Source organism: Chromobacterium haemolyticum, from assembly GCF_009936155.1.
Lineage (GTDB): Bacteria > Pseudomonadota > Gammaproteobacteria > Burkholderiales > Chromobacteriaceae > Chromobacterium > Chromobacterium haemolyticum.
This window is the reverse complement of sequence record NZ_AP019312.1, coordinates 929150-946983: the sequence shown is the minus strand read 5'-3', so window position 1 is coordinate 946983 and position 17834 is coordinate 929150. Positions and strand designations below refer to the sequence as shown.

Genomic DNA, 17834 nt, shown 5'->3' with positions numbered 1-17834 from the left:
CGCGCGGGCCGGCGGCATGGCCGTCCCGCGGCCCCTCATCCGTCACCCTGGGGATTACCTTGCAGTCACAATCTAAAGCTTACGCCTACGGACTCGCCGCCGTCCTGGCCTGGTCCACGGTGGCCAGCGCCTTCAAGATCAGCCTCGCCCATCTCAGCCCGGCTCAACTGGTGCTCTACGCCAGCGCCGCCTCCCTGCTCTGCCTGCTTGGCTTGCTGGCCGTCCAGGGCCGGCTGCCGGAGCTTGCGCCGGCCTTGCGCCGCCACTGGCGCGCCTCTCTTATCTTCGGCGCGGTCAACCCGGCGCTGTACTACCTGATCCTGTTCCAGGCCTACGCGCTGCTGCCGGCGCAGGAAGCCCAGGCCATCAACTACACTTGGGCCTTGACCATGAGCCTGCTGGCGGTGCCGCTGCTCAAGCAGAAACTGCAGCGCCGCGACATCGCCGCCGCCTTGGTCTGCTATCTGGGCGTGCTGGTGATAGGCACCCGCGGCCAGGTGCTGGAACTGCGGTTTTCCGATTCGCTCGGCGTGGCGCTGGCGCTGGCCTCCACCCTGCTGTGGGCCGGTTACTGGATCTTCAACGCCCGCGACACGCGCGAGCCGGTCATCGGCTTGACGCTCAATTTCGCCTTTTCGCTGCCGCTGAGCCTGGCTTGGTGCGCTTATACCGGTCAACTGGGCCCGGTAGCCTGGCAAGGCCTGGCCGGCGCCGCCTACGTCGGCGCCTTCGAAATGGGCTTCACCTTCGTCTTGTGGCTGACAGCGATGAAACTGACGCCAAGCACCGCCCGCATCGCCAACCTGATTTTCCTGTCGCCTCTGCTATCGCTGGCGCTAATCCATTTCCTGATCGGCGAAGCCATCCTGCCCTCCACTCTGGTCGGACTGGGCCTGATCCTGAGCGGACTGGCGCTGCAAAAGCTTGCCCCGCGCGCCAAGCCCCCCGCGACGCTGAGCGCCGACAGCGGCGGCTGACCGGACTCATCCGGATTTGGTATTCGCGCCAGAACTGCCTAGGATTCAGTGTGGGCACTTGGAACTGTGAACATAATGAAAAGCATAAAAACCAAATTGATGTTCTGGTTGATGGCCTGGATCACCGCCATTCTGGGGACGACAGGCCTGTTTTCCTATTTGCACAACCAAGAACGCAATGAGGCCGACTACCAATCCCAACGCGCCGCGGTCAAAGCCCGCTTGGCGATGTCGCTGCCGCACAGCGTCTGGCAGCTGGACGACGAGAACGTCAGGCTGACGCTGGACAGCGAGCTGAGCTGGCCCTCCATCATCGCCATCAGCGTCAAGGGGGAATCCGGGCTCAGCCTGGGCCGCAGCCATGATACCGACGGCAGCATCCGCGACATGCCGCCGTCGGAGGAGCCGCGTTCGGACGATATGCTGAACATCCCCATCATCTATCAGGGCAAGGAGCACTTGGGCAACGCCACCGTCTACCTGTCGCGCCAGGCTTTGGCCAAGCATCAGCGCGACCAACTGATCGAACTGTCCGCCCAGATCCTGCTGCTGGACGTGATGATCTTCATGATCATGTCCTTCAACCTGCAACGCTTCCTGTTCCAACCGCTGGCTCGGCTGCAGCAGGCCTTGAACACCGCCATTCGAGCGCCGGACGCCAGCGGCGCTCAAGTCACCCATGTCGCCGACGACGAGATCGGCGGCATCGTCAACGGCTTCAACCGCATCGTGGCGCGCACCGCCGGCGACCTGGCCAAACGCACCGAGGCCGAAGCCGTGGCCCGCGCCGAACGCGACCGCGCTGAAGAGGCTTATCGCCAGTTGATGGAAGCGCAGCAAACCCTGGTGGAAACCGAGAAGATGGCCTCGCTGGGTAGCCTGGTGGCCGGCGTCGCCCACGAGATCAACACCCCGGTGGGCATCACCCTGACCACGGCCTCCCACCTGGGGACCGCCACCAGCCACATCATAGAAAAAGTGGACGGCGGCACCGTCAAGAAAAGCGACTTCCAAGCCTATCTTGACACCGCCAAGGAATGCAGCGACCTGATTCTGTCCAATGCCGAGCGCGCGGCCAACCTGATACACAGCTTCAAACAGGTGGCGGTGGATCAGACCAGCGAAGCGCGGCGCAGCTTCCAACTGCAAGACTATCTGAATGAAGTGATCACCAGCCTGAAGCCGCGCTTCAAGCATGCCAATACCACCATCAGCGTACAGTGCGAGGAAGACATCCTGCTGGACAGCTATCCCGGTTCCTTCGCCCAAGTGGTCACCAATTTGATGGTCAACTCCCTGGTACACGGCTTCGAAAATCGCAGCAGCGGCAAAATCCTGATCGAAGCCCGGCGCAATAACCCTCATTACATCACGCTGACGCTTAGCGACGACGGCAAGGGCATCCCGCCGGAAAACCTGAGCCGTGTATTCGATCCCTTCTTCACCACCCGCCGCGGCAGCGGCGGCAGCGGCCTCGGGCTCAACATCGTCTACAACATCGTACGGCAACGCTTGGGCGGGTCGATCGAGGTGCACAGCGAAGTGAACAAAGGCACCACTTTCACCATCACCATGCCCTGTTCCGCCCCGGTCAATCAGAGCAAGGAGAACATAGCATGAGCGACATCACCAACCAGGAAGACGACTGGCTGCTGGACGATGACGCTCCAGCAGAACCCGCGTCCGTCGTGAACGATGGCCGTCATCCATGGAAAATCCTGATCGTCGACGACGAAAAGGACGTCCACACCGCCACCCGCATCGCGCTGCGCAATATCCGCTACAAAGAACGACCGCTGGAACTACTCAGCGCTCACTCCGGCAAGGAAGCTTATGAAGTGGTGCGCCAGCATCCGGACATCGCGCTGATCATGCTGGACGTGGTGATGGAAAGCGAGGACGCCGGGCTGAAGCTGGTGCATCAGATCCGCCAGGACCTGAAAAACGGCCTGGTGCGCATCGTGCTGCGCACCGGCCAGCCCGGGCAGGCGCCCGAACAGGAAGTCATCCTCAACTACGACATCAACGACTACAAGACCAAGACCGAGCTGACGGTGCAAAAGCTGTTCACCACCATCATCTCCTCGCTGCGCGCCTACGAAAACCTGCTGTCGCTGGAGAAAAACCGCCAAGGCCTGTCCAAGATACTGGAAAGCGCCTCCGACCTGTACCAGCTGTATTCGCTGCGCGAGTTCGCCTCCGGCGTGCTTCGCCAGATCAGCGCGCTGTTGGACATCGGCAGCGATGGCATCCTGTGCGTGCGCAACGACAACAGCAACGGCCGGCCGGAACTGGAAATCCTGGCCGCCTCCGGCAACTATGAATCGTTGGGGCAAAGCGGCGATCTGAGCCCCTTCCCCGAGCTGGAGCAGGTGATCCTGCGCTCCTTCGCCGAAAAACGCAGCATCTACCAGCACCCTTACGACGTGCTCTACATCACCTCGCGCAACGGCCGCGAATTCATCATCCACTTCACCCCGCAGTGGCCGCTTGAAGAAGTAGAGCGCGACCTGCTCGATGTATTCTGCCAGCGTATTTCCGCCGCCTACGACAACCTCTATCTCTATAGCCAGCTACGCAGCGCGCAGGAAGCCACGGTAGTGGCGCTGGCGGACTTGGCGGAATTCCGCGATACCGACACCGGCAACCATGTGTTGCGCGTGCAGAGGCTGACCGACGCCATCGCCTGGCAGATGCGCGACAACGGCGCCTATCCGGAGCTGATGGGCAAGGAGTTCATGGACATGGTGGGCATGGCCAGCATCTTGCACGACGTGGGCAAGGTGGGCACCCCGGACCACATTCTGTTCAAACCAGGCAAGCTGGACCCGGACGAGCGGGTGATCATGGAACAGCACGCCACCATAGGCGCGCAGATACTGGCCAGATCAGCCAGCATGGTGGAAGGCATGAGCTATCTGTCGCTAGGCTCGGAAATCGCCGGCGGCCACCACGAGCACTTCGACGGCAACGGCTACCCCAGAAAGCAGAAAGCCCAGGAAATTCCACTGTCGGCGCGTATCGTCGCGGTGGTCGACGTGTTCGACGCCCTGCTCAACAAGCGGCCCTACAAGGAACCGTGGACGCTGCGCGACACCATGGACTACATCTCCGGCCGCGCCGGCAGCCAGTTCGATCCGGAAGTGGTGCGCGCTCTGGAAACCCTGGTCAAAGAACGCCGGTTGCAGGATTTGCCGGATGAGTAAGCGCGCCTCGGGCGCTGAGCAAAGCCGGAATAAAACAGGGCGAAAACAGCGCTTGCGCTGATTTCGCCCTTCTTCCGGCCCGCCGCTACGGGAGGACTTCAAGCCGTGGCTCAGGCCACGTAGAACAAGACGCTGACAAACTGGCAGACGCTGCCGCCCAGCACGAACAAATGCCAGATGCCGTGACCGTGGCGTATTTTCTCGTCGTTGAGAAACCAATAAATGCCCACGCTGTACAGAATCCCGCCCAAGGCCAGCCAAAACAGCCCGCCGCTGGGCAGCGATTCAATCAGAGGCGGCAACGCCACCAACACCAGCCAGCCCATCACCACGTAGAGAATCATCGACAGCAAACGGGTGCGCCGCCCCAATGTCAGCTCCTGAATGATGCCGAACACGGCCAAGCCCCAGCTGACGCCAAACAGGCTCCAGCCCCAAGCGCCGCGCAGGGTCACCAGCGCGAACGGCGTGTAACTGCCTGCGATCAGCAGATAGATCGCCGAATGGTCGCACTTCTGCAGCACCGCCTTGGCGCGTCCGCGAAAGCTGTGATACAGCGTGGAAATCAGATACAAAGCCACCAAAGTGGCACCGTACAGGCTGAAGCTGACCACTTTCCAGGGGTCGCCCTCACGCGCGGCCATGGTCACCAGCACCACCAGGCCGGTAATGGCCAGCAAGGTGCCGATCAAATGGGAAATCCCGTTGAAACGTTCCCCGTGATACATAGGTATTATCCTTGCGCCGGCATCGCTCCGGCTTGACGTGCAAAAACTTTTGGAGCCGCTAGCGGGCTCCGGGTTCAATTGTCCGCCTGTTGCCGCCGGCGCGCCAGCCCTTTCTCGACGCGCCAAAACAAAAGCGGGCCGCAGGCCCGCTTTTGCTTACACGGCGAATCCGGCGCCTGTCGACGATCGCTCAGCGGATCGCCAACCGGCCGCGGCTCAGGCGCCCAGCGCCTTCAGCACCTCGTCGCGCACGGTTTCCACCGCGCGGGTGCCGTCGATCTTGATGTATTTCGGCGCCTTAGCGTCGCCGCTGGCGGCGCGCTCGCCGTAGAAGCCCACCAGCACCGCAGTCTGTTCGTGGTAAACCGCCAGGCGCTTCTTCACGGTTTCTTCCCGGTCGTCGTCGCGCTGGACCAGCTCTTCGCCGCTCACATCGTCCTTGCCGGCCACTTTCGGCGGATTGAAGCTGATGTGGTAGGTGCGGCCGGAGGCCAGGTGCACGCGGCGACCGGCCATGCGCTCGACGATGGCCGCGTCCGGCACGTCGATCTCCACCACGTAGTCGATGTCCACGCCGGCGGCGATCATCGCCTCCGCTTGCGGGATCGTGCGCGGAAAACCATCAAACAGGAAGCCATTCGCGCAATCCGCGTCGGCAATGCGCTCCTTCACCAGGCCGATGATGATGTCGTCGCGCACCAGGCCGCCCGCGTCCATGATCGCCTTGGCTTCCAGGCCCAGCGGCGTGCCGGCCTTGACCGCGGCGCGCAGCATGTCGCCAGTGGAGATTTGCGGGATGCCGAATTTTTCCTTGATGAAATTGGCCTGGGTACCTTTGCCGGCGCCAGGCGCCCCCAACAGGATCAGTCGCATGAAGATCGCTCCGTCAATTTGAATAAGATGATTTGATATCGAAATCCGGGCCGCGCCGAGGCGGCCCGGCTTATGGGTTCCGTCCGTCGCCCAGCAAGCGGCGCACGCGTTCCAGGTCCTCCGGCGTATCCACGCCGGCTGGCGGCGCGGACTCTACCACCGCCACCTTGATGGCGAAGCCGTGCCACAACACCCGCAACTGCTCCAGCGCTTCAAACCGCTCCAGCGGCGCCGGTTCCAAACGGTTATAGGTCTTCAGAAAACCCGCCTGATAGGCGTACATGCCGATATGCCGCAGCACTGGTAGGTCCACGGGCAACGCGCTCGCATCTTGTGCAAAGGCGTCGCGGGCATAGGGAATCGGCGCGCGGCTGAAATACAGCGCGCGGCCGGCGTGGTCCAGCACCGTCTTGACCACGTTGGGATTGAACATGTCGGCGGCATCGCGGAACGGATGCGCCAAGGTCGCCACCGGCGCGTCGCCGGCGGCCAAGAGCGCCGCCAGTTGGTCGATCAGTGCCGGGTTGATCAGCGGTTCGTCGCCTTGGACATTGACCACGATCTCATCGTCGGCCAAGTTCAGCGCCTGCGCCACTTCGGCCAGCCGGTCGGTGCCGCTGGCGTGGTCGGCGCGCGTCATCAGCGCTTCAATGCCGTGAGCGCGGCAAGCGGACAGCACATCGTCGTGGTCGGTGGCCACGATCACCCGGCTTGCGCCGCTCTTGGCCGCCTGCTCGGCAACCCTCGCCACCATGGGTTTGCCGGCGATGTCGGCCAGCGGCTTGCCCGGCAAGCGGCTGGATGCCAGACGCGCGGGAATCACCACGCAAAAGCCGCGGCTCATTTTATCTCTTCTTCCGGCGCCAGTTCGCGGGCCTCGGCTTCCAGCATCATCGGAATTCCGTCCTTGATCGGGTAAGCCAGCCGGTCGCCCTTGCAGATCAGTTCCTGCTTGGCCTTGTCGAAAACCAGCGGTCCCTTGCACAACGGGCACACCAGAATATCCAGGAATTTAGCGTCCATGTTTTATCTTCAGTCGATCCAGAATCCAAGCGCTCAGATCAGGCTCCAACTCCGCCTGAACCGGCAAAACCCATAGTCTAGCACGCTGCGCTGCATCATGAATCACCCGCCGCAGCTTGACCGCGTCCTTGCTAGTGACGATCACCGCGTCCATGCCGGCCGGCAGGTCGGCGGCTTCGAACTGATGATGATCTGGCCAGGCCAGACAAAGCTCCGGCCGCAAGCCCAAGCCGGCCAGCGTGTCGAAAAAGCGCTGCGGGTGGCCGATGCCGGCCATCGCCGCCAAGCGCAAGCCGGAGAAATCCGCCGCCGCTCGCGTCTCGTCGGGCGCATCCAGCCGCTGCAAGGGTGCGGGTCGCAGACGCATTGCAAAACGTCGCGGCCCGGCCGGCAGAGCCAGGCCGGCGGCATCGCCGCCATTGACCACCACCGCATCCACCGACCCTAGCCGCGACCACGGTTCTCGCAAAGGCCCGGCGGGCAACAAGCGGCCGTTGCCCCCTCCGCGCGCGCCATCCAGCACCACAATCTCCAGATCGCGGCTTAGCCGATAATGTTGCAATCCGTCGTCGGTCAATAACAGCTGCACATCAGGGTTCAGCGCCAGCAGATGGCGGCCGGCGGCGACGCGGTCCCGCCCCACCACTACCGGCGCGCCGCCGGCGGCCAGCAGGAGCGGCTCGTCGCCCACCTCCTCCGGCGAACTATCCGGCCGCACCAGCGTGGGCTGGCGATGACTGCCGCCGTAGCCGCGGCTGATCACGCCCGCCTTGACGCCGCCTTGTTGCAAATCGCGCAACAAGGCCAAGGTCAGCGGCGTCTTGCCGACGCCGCCGACATTGATGTTGCCCACCACCACCACCGGCGCGTCCAAACGTTCGGCGCGCAGCCAGCCGCGGCGGTAAGCAAAGCGCCTGGCCGCCGCCAACAGGGCAAACAGCCCTTCCAGCGGAGCCAGAAGGGCTGTCAGCCACCAACGCGGCCGATACCATTGCCGTTCTATCCAATGCATGCTGCTATTGCGAACGGGTGGCGAAGGTCAACTGGTTGAGCCCGGCCTCGCGCGCCGCCTCCATCACCGTCACCACGGATTGGTGTGTGGCCTTGGCGTCGGCGTTGACAATGACGATGACGTCGCTCTTGCCCGCCGCGTCGTCCTTCAATTTATTCAACAAAGCCGCCTTGTCGCCGGCGGCGAGTTTCGCTTCGCCCACCGCCATCTCTCCGTTGGCGGCTACCGCCACGGTGATTTCCGACGACTTGGTCTTGGCCTGCTCGCCCTGAGCGGCCGGCAGATTGATCTTGAGTTCGGCGAACTTGGAATAAGTGGTGGTGACCATCAGAAAGATCAGGATCACCAGCAGCACGTCGATCAGCGGAATAAAGTTGATCTCGGGCTCTTCGCGGCTGCGGCCTCGGCGGAAATTCATGCTCAACTCCCGTTTTTACGCTCGCCGTGCAGCACTTCCACCAGCTTGACCGCCTGCGACTCCATCTCTACCAACAGGCCATCCACCTTGGAGCGGAAATGACGATAGAACATCATGCTGGGAATGGCCACGATCAGGCCGAAGGCGGTGTTGTACAGCGCGATGGAAATGCCGTGCGCCAGCGCCTGTGGGTTGTTGCCGGCCGGCGACTGCGAACCGAAGATCTCAATCATGCCTATCACCGTGCCCAACAGGCCCAACAGGGGCGCCATCGCGGCGATGGTGCCCAAGGTGGTCAGCAAGCGCTCCAACTGGTGCGCCACCACGCGGCCCTCGTCCTCAATCGCCTCTTTCATCACTTCGCGGTTGCCGCCGACATTGCGCAGGCCGGCGCAAAACAGGCGGCCCAGCGGCGAATGCGCCTGCAGTTTGCGCAACAGCTCCTCGCTGGCGCCGGCGCGGCGGTATTCCTGCAAGGCCTGCCCCAGCAGGCCCTCAGGCGCCACGCTGCCCTTTCTCAGGCTGAACAACCGTTCAAAGATAATCGCCAGCGACACGACCGAGGCGGCGATGATGGTCCAGATCGGCCAGCCGGCCGCTTCAATGATTGACCACACGAGGGGGTTCTCCGAAAAACGATTGCAAACACTAGGGTCCGCCGCGCCGGCTCGACTCTTGCGAAACCCGGAGCGACAGACCCTGAACTTTAGCGGCATCCATGCAGATTCAGCAACCGGCGCCGCCGCGCGCGGCCGTCGCCGCAACCGCAAACAGACGCTTAGAACCTGTTTACGATCTGCTGCGCGTCGGCGATACGGCGTTGAAACCCGCTTCGAAATGCTCATGTACCACGCGTACATTCCGCTTTCTCAGCCGTTTTCGCCTTGTCTCGCCTTAGCTCGCGAGATTGTAAACACGTTCTTAGCGGCGAAAACTGCGCAGAGTTGTCAACAAAGCCGCCTAAACCCATCTTTTATAAAGACTTTCGAATACTCGCCTTATTTCGTCGGCGGCGCTCGAAACTCAACTTGACGAAAGCCGCGCCAGGCAAGGATTTCAAGCAAATCTATCAATTTCGCGACCATGATTGGGCACTGCCGCTTTTTTAACCTTTGCCAGCAAAAGCCAAGCCCCGGCAAGCAATCCACACTGTTATCCACAAGGTTATTCAGCCGCCGCTGTGGATAATTGCCTCGCCTCAATCGCGCAAGGAAATCACGCGCCAGTCCTGCTGCTCCGCGTAAGCGCGCAAGGTGTCGTCCGGATCCACCGCCACGGGGTGGTCGACCAGCTTCAGCAAGGGCAGATCGTTGTGCGAATCGCTGTAGAAAAAGCTCTGGCCGTAGCTGTTCATGCTCAAGCCACGCTCATCCAGCCACTGCTGCAAACGGGTGATCTTGCCCTCCTGGAAACTGGGCACGCCGCTAACGCGGCCGGTAAAGCGTCCATCCTCCTCTTCTTCCAGCTCGATGGCGATCAGGTGCTCCACGCCCAGCTCGCGGGCGATCGGCCCGGTGATAAAGCGGTTGGTGGCGGTGATGATGATGATCTCGTCGCCCTGAGCCGCGTGCGCCGCCAGCAAATCGCGCGCTTTGCGGGTAATGATGGGCTTGATGTGCTGCTCCAGGTAGTCCGCGTGCAAGGCGTCCAGCTCTGCGCGGCTGAAGCGCTTCAAGGGCTCCAGCGCGAAAGCCAGATACTCGTGGATGTCCAGCGTGCCCTGCTGGTACTGCTGATAGAAATAATTGTTGCGCTCGTCGTAATGCGCTTGCTCCAGAATGCCGCGCTGGATCAGAAAACGCGGCCATTCGAAGTCGGAATCGCCCGCGATCAGGGTGTGGTCGAGGTCGAACAGCGCCAAGTTGCGCAATGCGGTGGTATTGGTCATGGTTCCGGGCTTGCGGTTTGCAAAACGTTTTTCACCAGCGGCACGGTGATCGGCCGCCTCATGGCCAGAGAGTAGCGGTCCAATATGTCAATCATGCCGATCAGGCTGGACAGGTCGCGCCGCCAATGCGTCAGCAAGTAGCGGTAGACATCGTCCGGGATCGACAACTGACGGCTGGCGGCGTGGCTGCGCAGCGCGGCCAGTTTGTCCTCGTCCGACAGCGCCTTGACCTCGAACACCAGGCCCCAGCCCAGCCGGGTGCGCAGATCGTCGCGCACCGCCAGGGCCATCGGCGGCTGGCGGCCCGCCATCAACAGCCGCGACTCGCCGCTTTCTTTCAGCGAGTTGTAGAAGGAAAACAGGGTAATCTGGTCGTCCGGCGCCAGGTCGTCGACGTGGTCGACGGCGATAAAGCTGGCCTCGCGCGCAAAGTCAGGCAGATGCTCGGTCTTGCCGTCCAGATAGATGGAGGCGCGCCCCAGCCGCTCGGCGTGGGCGATCCAAGCCTGCAGCAAATGCGTCTTGCCGCAACCGGGCTCGCCCCACAGATAGATGAAGCGCTCGCCGGCCTCGGCCGTCAGCGCTGTGATCACCTCGCGGTTGCGTTCGGCCAGGAAATTATCGAAGGCCGGCAAGGGGGTGGGCGTCAAATCAAGTATTAACTGGTCCAAGTGAAGGCGATCAAACTGGGTTTTGATGTCTATTTCTGATTTTACGCTGATAAAAGCGTGTGTTGAAATACGCGCGCGCCAGAAAGCGGCATATCACCAAGGTGGCGGCCGCCATCGGCAAGGCCAGCAGCAGGCCTGCGAAGCCCAGCAACTGGCCGAAAGCGAGCAAGGAAAAGATCACCGCCACCGGCGATAGGCCGATGCGCTCGCCCACCAGCCAAGGGGTGATCAAAAAGCTTTCCAGCAACTGGCCCGCGCCGAACACGCCCAGCACCAGCAGCACATCGCCGGCGGAATCAAACTGCAGCGCGGCGGCCAGCCCGGCCAGAGCGAAGCCGAGAAAAGTGCCCAGATAAGGGATAAACACCAACAAACCGGCCACCACGCCGATGGCGATGCCGGACTCCAGCCCCAGCAAGGCCAGACTGGACGCGAAAATCAGCGCCATGATCAGCATCACCGACAGTTGCCCGCGCAGGAATTCGCCCAATACCCGGTCCAACTCCCCCGCCAGGGACTCCACCTCGCCCGCCCAGCGCCGCGGCACCAGCGTGGCCAGCGTCGCGGCCATCCGCGGCCCATCCTGCAGGAAATAAAACAGCAGCACCGGCAACAACAGCAGGTTGAACAACAGGCCGGCCAGCATGAAGCCGCTCTGGGTCGCCCGCAGCGCCACCGCCGACAGCGCGCCCTTCAAAGCGCCGGCGTTGGCGGCCAGCACTCGCTTCCAGCCGGCCGCGTCCAGTTCCAGATGGATGGCGAACTCGGTACGCAGCCAGGGCAGCACCCGCCCCTGGGCGAAATCCGCCAAGACAGGCAAGCGGTCTATCAAGCCCTGGGTCTGCTTGAACAGCATGGGCGCCACCACCAGCAACAGGGCGATGGTGGCTGCCATGCCGGCCAACGTCAACAGGCCGGCGGCCAAAGGCCGCGGCAAGCCTTTCCCGGCCAGACAGCGCATCGCCGGGTTGAGCACATAAGCCAGCACCGCGGCCACCGCGAACGGCGTCAGCGCGGCCGCCAACTGCTGCAACAGCCAGCCGGCGAACAGCAAGGCTGTTGCGCCGATGACCCAGGGAATCAGACGGTTTTGGGAGCGTTTCATCGCGACTTCAGTTAAAATGTGCTGCTTTCGCGTCGGCGAAAGCTTGATGTAAAAATACTTCAAGTTTGCAGAAAGCGAGTTTACCTTGAACACCACTTCCCTCAGTTACCGTGATGCCGGCGTCGACATTGATGCCGGCGACGCGCTGGTCGAGAACATTAAGCCTTATGCCAAGCGCACCATGCGCCCGGAGGTCATCGGCGGCATCGGCGGTTTCGGCGCACTGGTGGAGATTTCCAAGAAGTACAAGGAGCCGGTGCTGGTTTCCGGCACCGACGGCGTCGGCACCAAGCTGAAACTGGCCTTTGACTGGAATCGTCACGATACCGTGGGCATCGACCTCGTGGCAATGAGCGTCAATGATATCCTGGTGCAAGGAGCGGAACCGCTGTTCTTCCTCGACTACTTCGCCTGCGGCAAACTGGACGTGCCTCAAGCCACCGACGTGATCAAAGGCATCGCCGCCGGCTGCGAACAGGCCGGCTGCGCGCTGATCGGCGGCGAGACGGCCGAAATGCCCGGCATGTACCCGACCGGCGAATACGATCTGGCGGGCTTCGCCGTCGGCGTGGTGGAGAAGAGCGCCGTGATCAGCGGCCGCGACATCGCCCCAGGCGACGTAGTGCTGGGCTTGAAATCCAACGGTGTGCACTCCAACGGCTACTCGCTGGTGCGCAAGATCATCGAGCGCGCTCAACCCGATCTGGACGCGCCGTTCGAGGACGGACGCAGCCTGCGCGACGCCATCATCGCCCCCACCCGCATCTATGTGAAGCCCTTGCTCAAACTGATGCAGGCGCTGCCGGTCAAGGGCATGGCCCACATCACCGGCGGCGGCATCACGGAGAACACCCCGCGCGTGCTCCCGGAGCATGTCGTCGCGCAGATCGACGCCGCCGCCTGGCCGCAACCCAAGTTGTTCCAGTGGCTGCAGCAGGAGGGCAAGGTGGATAGCCAGGAAATGTACCGCACTTTCAACTGCGGCATCGGCATGGTGGTGATAGTGGCGGCGGAGCACGCCGACCAGGCCGCCGCGCTGCTGCAGGGCGAAGGCGAAACCGTGTACCGGATCGGCGCGGTACGCGCCCGCAATGGTGACGAGCATCAAACCCAGATCGCCTAAAGCGCTGCGTTGGATGCTACTGGCGCCGCTGGCCCTGCTGGCGGCGTTTGTCATTTATCGCGAGGCCGTCATCCTGGCCGATCTTGACCGCTGCCTGGACCAGGGCGGCAGCTGGCACGAACAGCAGTTGCGCTGCATCACCGATGCCGCCGACTGGGAACACTATCTGGCAACGTCTCCGTCGATTCCAACATGAAGAATATCGTCATCCTGATTTCCGGCCGCGGCTCCAATATGCAGGCCATCGTCGACGCCAATATCGCGGGCGCGCGCATCGCCGCGGTGATTTCCAATCGCCCGGATGCCGCCGGCCTCGCCTGGGCGGCCGAGCGCGGCATCGCCACCGCGGCGCTGGACCACAAAACCTTCGCCAGCCGCGAGGACTTCGACGCCGCGCTGGCGCAGCTGATAGACAGCCACCAGCCGGATCTCGTGGTGCTGGCCGGCTTCATGCGCATTCTCAGCGCCGGCTTCACCCGCCGCTACGAAGGCCGCATGCTGAACGTGCACCCGTCCTTGTTGCCGGCCTTCACCGGCCTAAACACCCACCAGCGCGCGCTGGAAATGGGATGCAAGGTAGCCGGCTGCACCGTGCACTTTGTCACCGCCGAACTGGACCACGGCCCCATCGTCGCCCAGGGCGTGGTGGAAGTGCTGGACAGCGACGATGCCGACACACTGGCCGAGCGCGTGCTGAAACTGGAACACCAGCTCTACCCGGCCGCCGTGCGCCGCTTCGTCGCCGGCGAACTGAACATCGTCGCCGGGAAGACCTCCAGCCGCGCCTCCGTTGCCGGCAGCCTGATGGCGCCCGCGCCCTGAATCCATGAAAAGCCGTCGTCTGATCCTGCTGGCCCTGGCCCTGTCGCTCGCCATTCATCTTGGCGTGCTGGGCTCCGGCCTGCTGCCGGAGGTGCGGCTGGAGCTGCCGCCGGACCAGGATTTGCGCGACATCAGCGTCAAGATGCAGGCGCTGGACGCCGACGAACCGGCGGCCAAGACAGCGCCGCAAGGCGCCGTGGCCCAATTGCGGCCGGCAGCGCCCAAACCGGCGCCGGCCAAGCCCAAGCCCGCCGCCAAGAAGGCGGAAGCCTCGGCGCCGCAGGCGGCGTCGGAACCGGTCGTCGCTCAGGCGCGGCCAAGCAAGAAGGCCAGCAGCGCGCCGGCGGCGGAGCCCAAACCCGACGCCTCCATGCCCAGCGCGGAAAGCAAAACCGCCTCATCGGCGCCGGTCGCCGATAATATGGCGGCGAACGACAAGGACGAGGCCAGCGCGCCGACGGCCGAAGCCGCCGCCGCCGACGATGGCTATCTCCACCCCAAGAGCAAGCTGCGCGGCTTCCCCCGTCAAGCCACGCTGGGCTACCAGGTGTTCTACGGCTCGGCGATGCTGGGCACCGGCACGCTGGACTGGAGCCGCGGGGACGGCGGCTACCGGCTGGACATCAACGCCAACCCCTTTATCGGCCCCAAGCTGCGCTATCTTTCCGAAGGCCATTTCAAGAGCAAGACCGGCTTGCTTCCGGACAGCTTGCAAGCCTGGCGCGGCGGCCAAGTCAAAGAGTCCGCGCATTTCGACTACAATGCGGGTCAGCTGCGCTACGGCGATCAAGGCGACAAACTGCTGGATCTGAAGCCCGGCGCGCAAGATGTGTTCAGCCTCGCTTTCCAGCTGGGGCTGAAAGGCGGCGAACTGGGACCCGAACCCATCCAGATCACCACCGGCAAGAAAGTGTACGAATACCCGATGCGCCCCAGCGGCGAGGCCGATTACGACACCGGCGCCGGCAAGATTCGGGTTATCGTGTTCCGCGCCCAGGGCGACGGCGACATTAATGAATTCTGGCTGGCGCCGGAATTCTCCAATCTGCCGGTGCGCATCCAGCGCATCGACAAGGATAAACGGATCGACCTCCGGGCCGTCCGCATCGACGTGAACGGCGCGCCGCAATGGAAGCTGCCGCCGCAACCCACGAGAAAACACAAGAATGACTATTAATCACCATCAACTGAAACATATCGAAACCGTCATCGGCCAGATGATCCGCTTCGACCGTCCGGCCGACGCGGTGCTGTCGGCTTATTTCCGCGAACACAGCAAGCTGGGCGCCAACGACCGCCACATCATCGCGGAAACCGCTTTCGGCGCGCTGCGTCGCCTGCTGCAATTGCGCGCGCTGATCTCGCCGGACAAGGCCACCCCGCGCCGGCTGGCTCTGGTGGCCCTGCTGAAAATCCACAAGCTCAACGTCAAGGAGCTGGGCGACGCCGCCAGCGCCGGCGAAAAGGAATGGCTGGGCCAGATCAAGGGCAAAGTCCTGCCGGCCAGCCTGGAAGTGGACGCCGAGCTGCCGCAATGGGTGATTGAGCGCCTGGGCGAGCAAACGCCTGAGCAGGTGATCGCGTTGGGCAAGGGCCTGGCGGAAGGCGCGCCGCTGGACCTGCGCGTCAACACCATGAAGATGAAGCGCGACGAATTGCTGGGCCGCTTGCAGGCGGACGGCCTCGAATGCGAGGCCACGCCCTACTCACCGTTGGGCATTCGCCTGAAAACCAAGCCTTCGCTGGCCAAACACGAGCTGTTCAAAGCCGGCGTGTTCGAGGTGCAGGATGAAGGCAGCCAACTGCTGGGCCTGATCACCGGCGCGCGTCGCGGGGAAATGGTTGTCGACTTCTGCGCCGGCGCCGGCGGCAAAACCCTGCTGCTGGGTGCGCAGATGGCCTCCAGCGGCCGCTTGTACGCTTTCGATGTTTCGGAAAAACGGCTGGCCAAGCTCAAGCCGCGCCAAGCGCGCTCCGGCCTGTCCAATGTCCACCCGCAATTGCTGGCCTCGGAAAACGACACCAAGGTCAAACGCCTGGCCGGCAAGGCCGACCGCGTGCTGGTGGACGCGCCTTGCTCCGGCCTGGGCACCCTGCGCCGCAATCCGGACCTGAAATTCCGCCAAAGCCCGGACAGCGTGGCCGAACTGAACGCCAAGCAGGCCTCCATCCTGGCTTCCGCCTCCCGCCTGGTCCGCGCCGGCGGCCGCTTGGTCTACGCCACCTGCAGCTTGCTGCCGCAAGAAAACCAAGACATCGTCGCCGCCTTCCTGGCGGACCACCCCGATTTCAAACTGGTGAAAATGGACGAGGTGTTGGCGGAACAGAAGATCCCGCTACAAATGGGCGACTACCTGGAACTGAAGCCACAGTTGCACAATACCGACGGTTTCTTCGCCGCCGTACTAGAAAAAAACGCCTGAGCATGCCTCAACCCCGGCCGCTGATGCGCCCGGGGTTTGTCTTTCAACTCAATACGCCTTACCATTGAATATTAGAAAAAACTCACATATTCATCCGCAAAGGCCGGCTCCATGCCAGACTCCCCCACTGCCAGACAAGTCCGCAGCCGCGTCCAGCGCCGTCTGCGCTACCTCTACTTGTCCGCAGTCCTGTGGCGCCGCCACATCCCGATCTGGACCGCCGCCATTCTGATTGGCCTGATGGCCAGCGTTTTCGCCAACGGCAGCCATCTGTCGCACGCCATCTTCACCCGCATCTACGACAATTCGCCTTACTGGAGCCTGCTGATCACCCCGGCCGGCCTGGCGCTGGCCATCTGGCTGATGCGACATTACTTTCCCGGCTCCGCCGGCGGCGGCATCCCGCAATCCATCGCCGCGCTGGAAGGCGGCATGCAGGCGCTGCGCGAACGCATTCTGACCATACGCGCCGCGATCGGCAAAATGCTGCTGACCCTGATCGGCATCAGCTCCGGCGCCACTTTCGGCTACGAAGGCCCCATCGTGCAGGTGGGCGCGGCCATCAAATATTCGCTGAACCGCCACGCGGCGCTGCGTCATGAAGGCGCGGCGCGCAGCTTCATTCTGGCCGGCGGCGCCGCCGGCGTGGCCGCCGCCTTCAACGCGCCGCTGGCCGGCATCGTGTTCGCCATCGAGGAAATGGGCCGCACCTTCGACTTGCGCGCCAGTTCCACCATTTTGCTCTCGGTGATCGTGTCCGGTCTCACCGCCACCGCCATCCTCGGCAATTACAGCTATTTCGGCATGGTGTCGGTGAATATGGAGCTGGAGCAGTCCTGGCTCGCCATCCCGGTCTGCGGCATCATCGGCGGCCTGCTCGGCGGCGTCTGCTGCCGCATCATGCTAGCGCTGACCTTGCGCTTGCCCGGCCCGCTGCACGACTGGCGTCTGAAAAAACCGGTGGTGTTCGCCGCCGGCTGCGGCCTGGCCTTGGCGGTGATCGGCATCGCCAGCGACGGCATCACCTTCGGCACCGGGTATTTTCGCGCCCGCGAAATCATCGAGGGCAGCGGCGCCGGCATGCAGGGCTACGGCCTGCTCAAGCTGCTCAGCATGTTCATCAGCTTTATCAGCGCGGTGCCCGGCGGCATGTTCGCCCCATCGCTGGCGGTAGGCGCCGGCTTTGGCTTGAACATGGCCAATCTGCTGCCCTTCCTGCCGCAAACCTTGATCGTGCTCTTGGGCATGGTGGGCTTCTTCGCCGGCATGACCCGCGCGCCGATGACCGGCTTCATCATCGTGATGGAAATGACGGACTCCTCCGCCATGATCATCCCGTTGATGGCCACCGCCCTGCTGGCGTCCAATGTATCGCGGCTGATCACCCGCCGCGCGCTGTACGACGGACAGGTGCACATCTTCCTGCGGCAATGGCACGCGGGCCAGGCCGCGTCCGCTGCGAAGCAAATTGACCCGCGGGCGGCCGAAAAGTAAAATAACCTATTGAAACGCTCGGGTATTTCTCCGCGCAAGCGGTGCCCGCAGCCACATTGACGATCCAAGCA

At 63.2% G+C, this 17834-nt stretch carries 19 protein-coding genes; 9 read left to right on the top strand and 10 right to left on the bottom strand.

Features of this window, described 5'->3' with window-relative positions:
• Positions 1–59: 59 nt before the first annotated feature.
• The 3 genes from GYH29_RS04250 to GYH29_RS04240 all read left to right on the top strand — a co-directional run bounded on the left by GYH29_RS04250 (position 60) and on the right by GYH29_RS04240 (position 4183).
• Entirely contained in the window at positions 60–977 is a 918-nt protein-coding gene (locus GYH29_RS04250; protein WP_161523219.1) for a DMT family transporter, read from the top strand.
• Positions 978–1052: 75 nt separating this feature from the next.
• A complete protein-coding gene (locus GYH29_RS04245; RefSeq protein WP_043591975.1) occupies positions 1053–2597 on the top strand; it encodes a sensor histidine kinase in 1545 nt (514 codons plus the stop codon).
• Positions 2594–4183, top strand: coding sequence for a DUF3369 domain-containing protein (locus GYH29_RS04240; protein WP_081574647.1), 1590 nt, complete (start codon positions 2594–2596; stop codon positions 4181–4183). Before GYH29_RS04245 ends, GYH29_RS04240 begins: the two co-directional genes overlap by 4 nt.
• A 110-nt stretch (positions 4184–4293) precedes the next feature.
• Here the strand turns inward: GYH29_RS04240 and trhA are convergent, their stop codons facing one another.
• The 10 genes from trhA to GYH29_RS04190 all read right to left on the bottom strand — a co-directional run bounded on the left by trhA (position 4294) and on the right by GYH29_RS04190 (position 11901).
• Positions 4294–4911 carry a PAQR family membrane homeostasis protein TrhA gene (gene trhA, locus GYH29_RS04235; RefSeq protein ID WP_019100472.1) on the bottom strand — a complete coding sequence of 206 codons (618 nt, stop codon included), beginning with the start codon at positions 4909–4911 and terminating at the stop codon, positions 4294–4296.
• A gap of 216 nt (positions 4912–5127) precedes the next feature.
• On the bottom strand, positions 5128–5784 hold the full coding sequence (gene adk / locus GYH29_RS04230; protein WP_019100471.1) for an adenylate kinase: 657 nt from the start codon (positions 5782–5784) through the stop codon (positions 5128–5130).
• Positions 5785–5854: 70 nt separating this feature from the next.
• Entirely contained in the window at positions 5855–6628 is a 774-nt protein-coding gene (gene kdsB, locus GYH29_RS04225; RefSeq protein WP_043591981.1) for a 3-deoxy-manno-octulosonate cytidylyltransferase, read from the bottom strand.
• Entirely contained in the window at positions 6625–6807 is a 183-nt protein-coding gene (locus GYH29_RS04220; RefSeq protein ID WP_043591984.1) for a Trm112 family protein, read from the bottom strand. The genes kdsB and GYH29_RS04220 overlap by 4 nt, the downstream gene beginning before the upstream one ends.
• Positions 6797–7819, bottom strand: a complete 1023-nt coding sequence (gene lpxK / locus GYH29_RS04215; RefSeq protein ID WP_043591985.1) for a tetraacyldisaccharide 4'-kinase — start codon at positions 7817–7819, stop codon at positions 6797–6799. The genes GYH29_RS04220 and lpxK overlap by 11 nt, the downstream gene beginning before the upstream one ends.
• A 4-nt stretch (positions 7820–7823) precedes the next feature.
• Positions 7824–8237: an ExbD/TolR family protein gene (locus tag GYH29_RS04210; RefSeq protein ID WP_043591986.1), complete on the bottom strand. Its 414-nt coding sequence runs from the start codon at positions 8235–8237 to the stop codon at positions 7824–7826.
• Between the two features lie 2 nt (positions 8238–8239).
• Entirely contained in the window at positions 8240–8854 is a 615-nt protein-coding gene (locus tag GYH29_RS04205; RefSeq protein WP_107731578.1) for a MotA/TolQ/ExbB proton channel family protein, read from the bottom strand.
• 581 nt (positions 8855–9435) lie between these two features.
• Entirely contained in the window at positions 9436–10125 is a 690-nt protein-coding gene (locus GYH29_RS04200; RefSeq protein WP_043591988.1) for a histidinol-phosphatase, read from the bottom strand.
• Positions 10122–10796: a DnaA regulatory inactivator Hda gene (gene hda / locus GYH29_RS04195; protein WP_043591991.1), complete on the bottom strand. Its 675-nt coding sequence runs from the start codon at positions 10794–10796 to the stop codon at positions 10122–10124. The genes GYH29_RS04200 and hda overlap by 4 nt, the downstream gene beginning before the upstream one ends.
• 10 nt (positions 10797–10806) lie before the next feature.
• Positions 10807–11901, bottom strand: coding sequence for an AI-2E family transporter (locus GYH29_RS04190; RefSeq protein ID WP_019100717.1), 1095 nt, complete (start codon positions 11899–11901; stop codon positions 10807–10809).
• A gap of 85 nt (positions 11902–11986) precedes the next feature.
• Between GYH29_RS04190 and purM the strand changes: the two genes are divergently transcribed.
• The 6 genes from purM (at position 11987) to GYH29_RS04160 (ending at position 17763) form a co-directional block, all read left to right on the top strand.
• Complete coding sequence (purM, locus tag GYH29_RS04185; RefSeq protein WP_019100718.1) at positions 11987–13024, top strand: phosphoribosylformylglycinamidine cyclo-ligase; 1038 nt, start codon at positions 11987–11989, stop codon at positions 13022–13024.
• 13 nt (positions 13025–13037) lie between these two features.
• Positions 13038–13220 (top strand): hypothetical protein, encoded by a 183-nt coding sequence (locus GYH29_RS04180; protein ID WP_019100719.1) that lies wholly within the window; start codon positions 13038–13040, stop codon positions 13218–13220.
• A complete protein-coding gene (gene purN / locus GYH29_RS04175) occupies positions 13217–13846 on the top strand; it encodes a phosphoribosylglycinamide formyltransferase (RefSeq protein ID WP_019100720.1) in 630 nt (209 codons plus the stop codon). The genes GYH29_RS04180 and purN overlap by 4 nt, the downstream gene beginning before the upstream one ends.
• Positions 13847–13850: 4 nt before the next feature.
• Positions 13851–15023 carry a DUF3108 domain-containing protein gene (locus tag GYH29_RS04170; protein WP_161523218.1) on the top strand — a complete coding sequence of 391 codons (1173 nt, stop codon included), beginning with the start codon at positions 13851–13853 and terminating at the stop codon, positions 15021–15023.
• Positions 15019–16269 carry an RsmB/NOP family class I SAM-dependent RNA methyltransferase gene (locus GYH29_RS04165; RefSeq protein ID WP_043592064.1) on the top strand — a complete coding sequence of 417 codons (1251 nt, stop codon included), beginning with the start codon at positions 15019–15021 and terminating at the stop codon, positions 16267–16269. The genes GYH29_RS04170 and GYH29_RS04165 overlap by 5 nt, the downstream gene beginning before the upstream one ends.
• A 111-nt stretch (positions 16270–16380) precedes the next feature.
• Complete coding sequence (locus GYH29_RS04160; RefSeq protein ID WP_052370291.1) at positions 16381–17763, top strand: chloride channel protein; 1383 nt, start codon at positions 16381–16383, stop codon at positions 17761–17763.
• The last annotated feature ends 71 nt before the right edge of the window (positions 17764–17834 follow it).

What these genes read in the sequence shown, in the direction of transcription:
- GYH29_RS04245 (WP_043591975.1), top strand. Translation starts at nt 1,053, where the DNA reads ATGAAAAGCATAAAAACCAAATTGATGTTCTGGTTGATGGCCTGGATC.
- GYH29_RS04240 (WP_081574647.1), top strand. Translation starts at nt 2,594, where the DNA reads ATGAGCGACATCACCAACCAGGAAGACGACTGGCTGCTGGACGATGAC.
- trhA (WP_019100472.1), bottom strand. Translation starts at nt 4,911, where the DNA reads ATGTATCACGGGGAACGTTTCAACGGGATTTCCCATTTGATCGGCACC.
- adk (WP_019100471.1), bottom strand. Translation starts at nt 5,784, where the DNA reads ATGCGACTGATCCTGTTGGGGGCGCCTGGCGCCGGCAAAGGTACCCAG.
- kdsB (WP_043591981.1), bottom strand. Translation starts at nt 6,628, where the DNA reads ATGAGCCGCGGCTTTTGCGTGGTGATTCCCGCGCGTCTGGCATCCAGC.
- GYH29_RS04220 (WP_043591984.1), bottom strand. Translation starts at nt 6,807, where the DNA reads ATGGACGCTAAATTCCTGGATATTCTGGTGTGCCCGTTGTGCAAGGGA.
- lpxK (WP_043591985.1), bottom strand. Translation starts at nt 7,819, where the DNA reads ATGCATTGGATAGAACGGCAATGGTATCGGCCGCGTTGGTGGCTGACA.
- GYH29_RS04210 (WP_043591986.1), bottom strand. Translation starts at nt 8,237, where the DNA reads ATGAATTTCCGCCGAGGCCGCAGCCGCGAAGAGCCCGAGATCAACTTT.
- GYH29_RS04200 (WP_043591988.1), bottom strand. Translation starts at nt 10,125, where the DNA reads ATGACCAATACCACCGCATTGCGCAACTTGGCGCTGTTCGACCTCGAC.
- GYH29_RS04190 (WP_019100717.1), bottom strand. Translation starts at nt 11,901, where the DNA reads ATGAAACGCTCCCAAAACCGTCTGATTCCCTGGGTCATCGGCGCAACA.
- GYH29_RS04180 (WP_019100719.1), top strand. Translation starts at nt 13,038, where the DNA reads ATGCTACTGGCGCCGCTGGCCCTGCTGGCGGCGTTTGTCATTTATCGC.
- purN (WP_019100720.1), top strand. Translation starts at nt 13,217, where the DNA reads ATGAAGAATATCGTCATCCTGATTTCCGGCCGCGGCTCCAATATGCAG.
- GYH29_RS04170 (WP_161523218.1), top strand. Translation starts at nt 13,851, where the DNA reads ATGAAAAGCCGTCGTCTGATCCTGCTGGCCCTGGCCCTGTCGCTCGCC.
- GYH29_RS04160 (WP_052370291.1), top strand. Translation starts at nt 16,381, where the DNA reads ATGCCAGACTCCCCCACTGCCAGACAAGTCCGCAGCCGCGTCCAGCGC.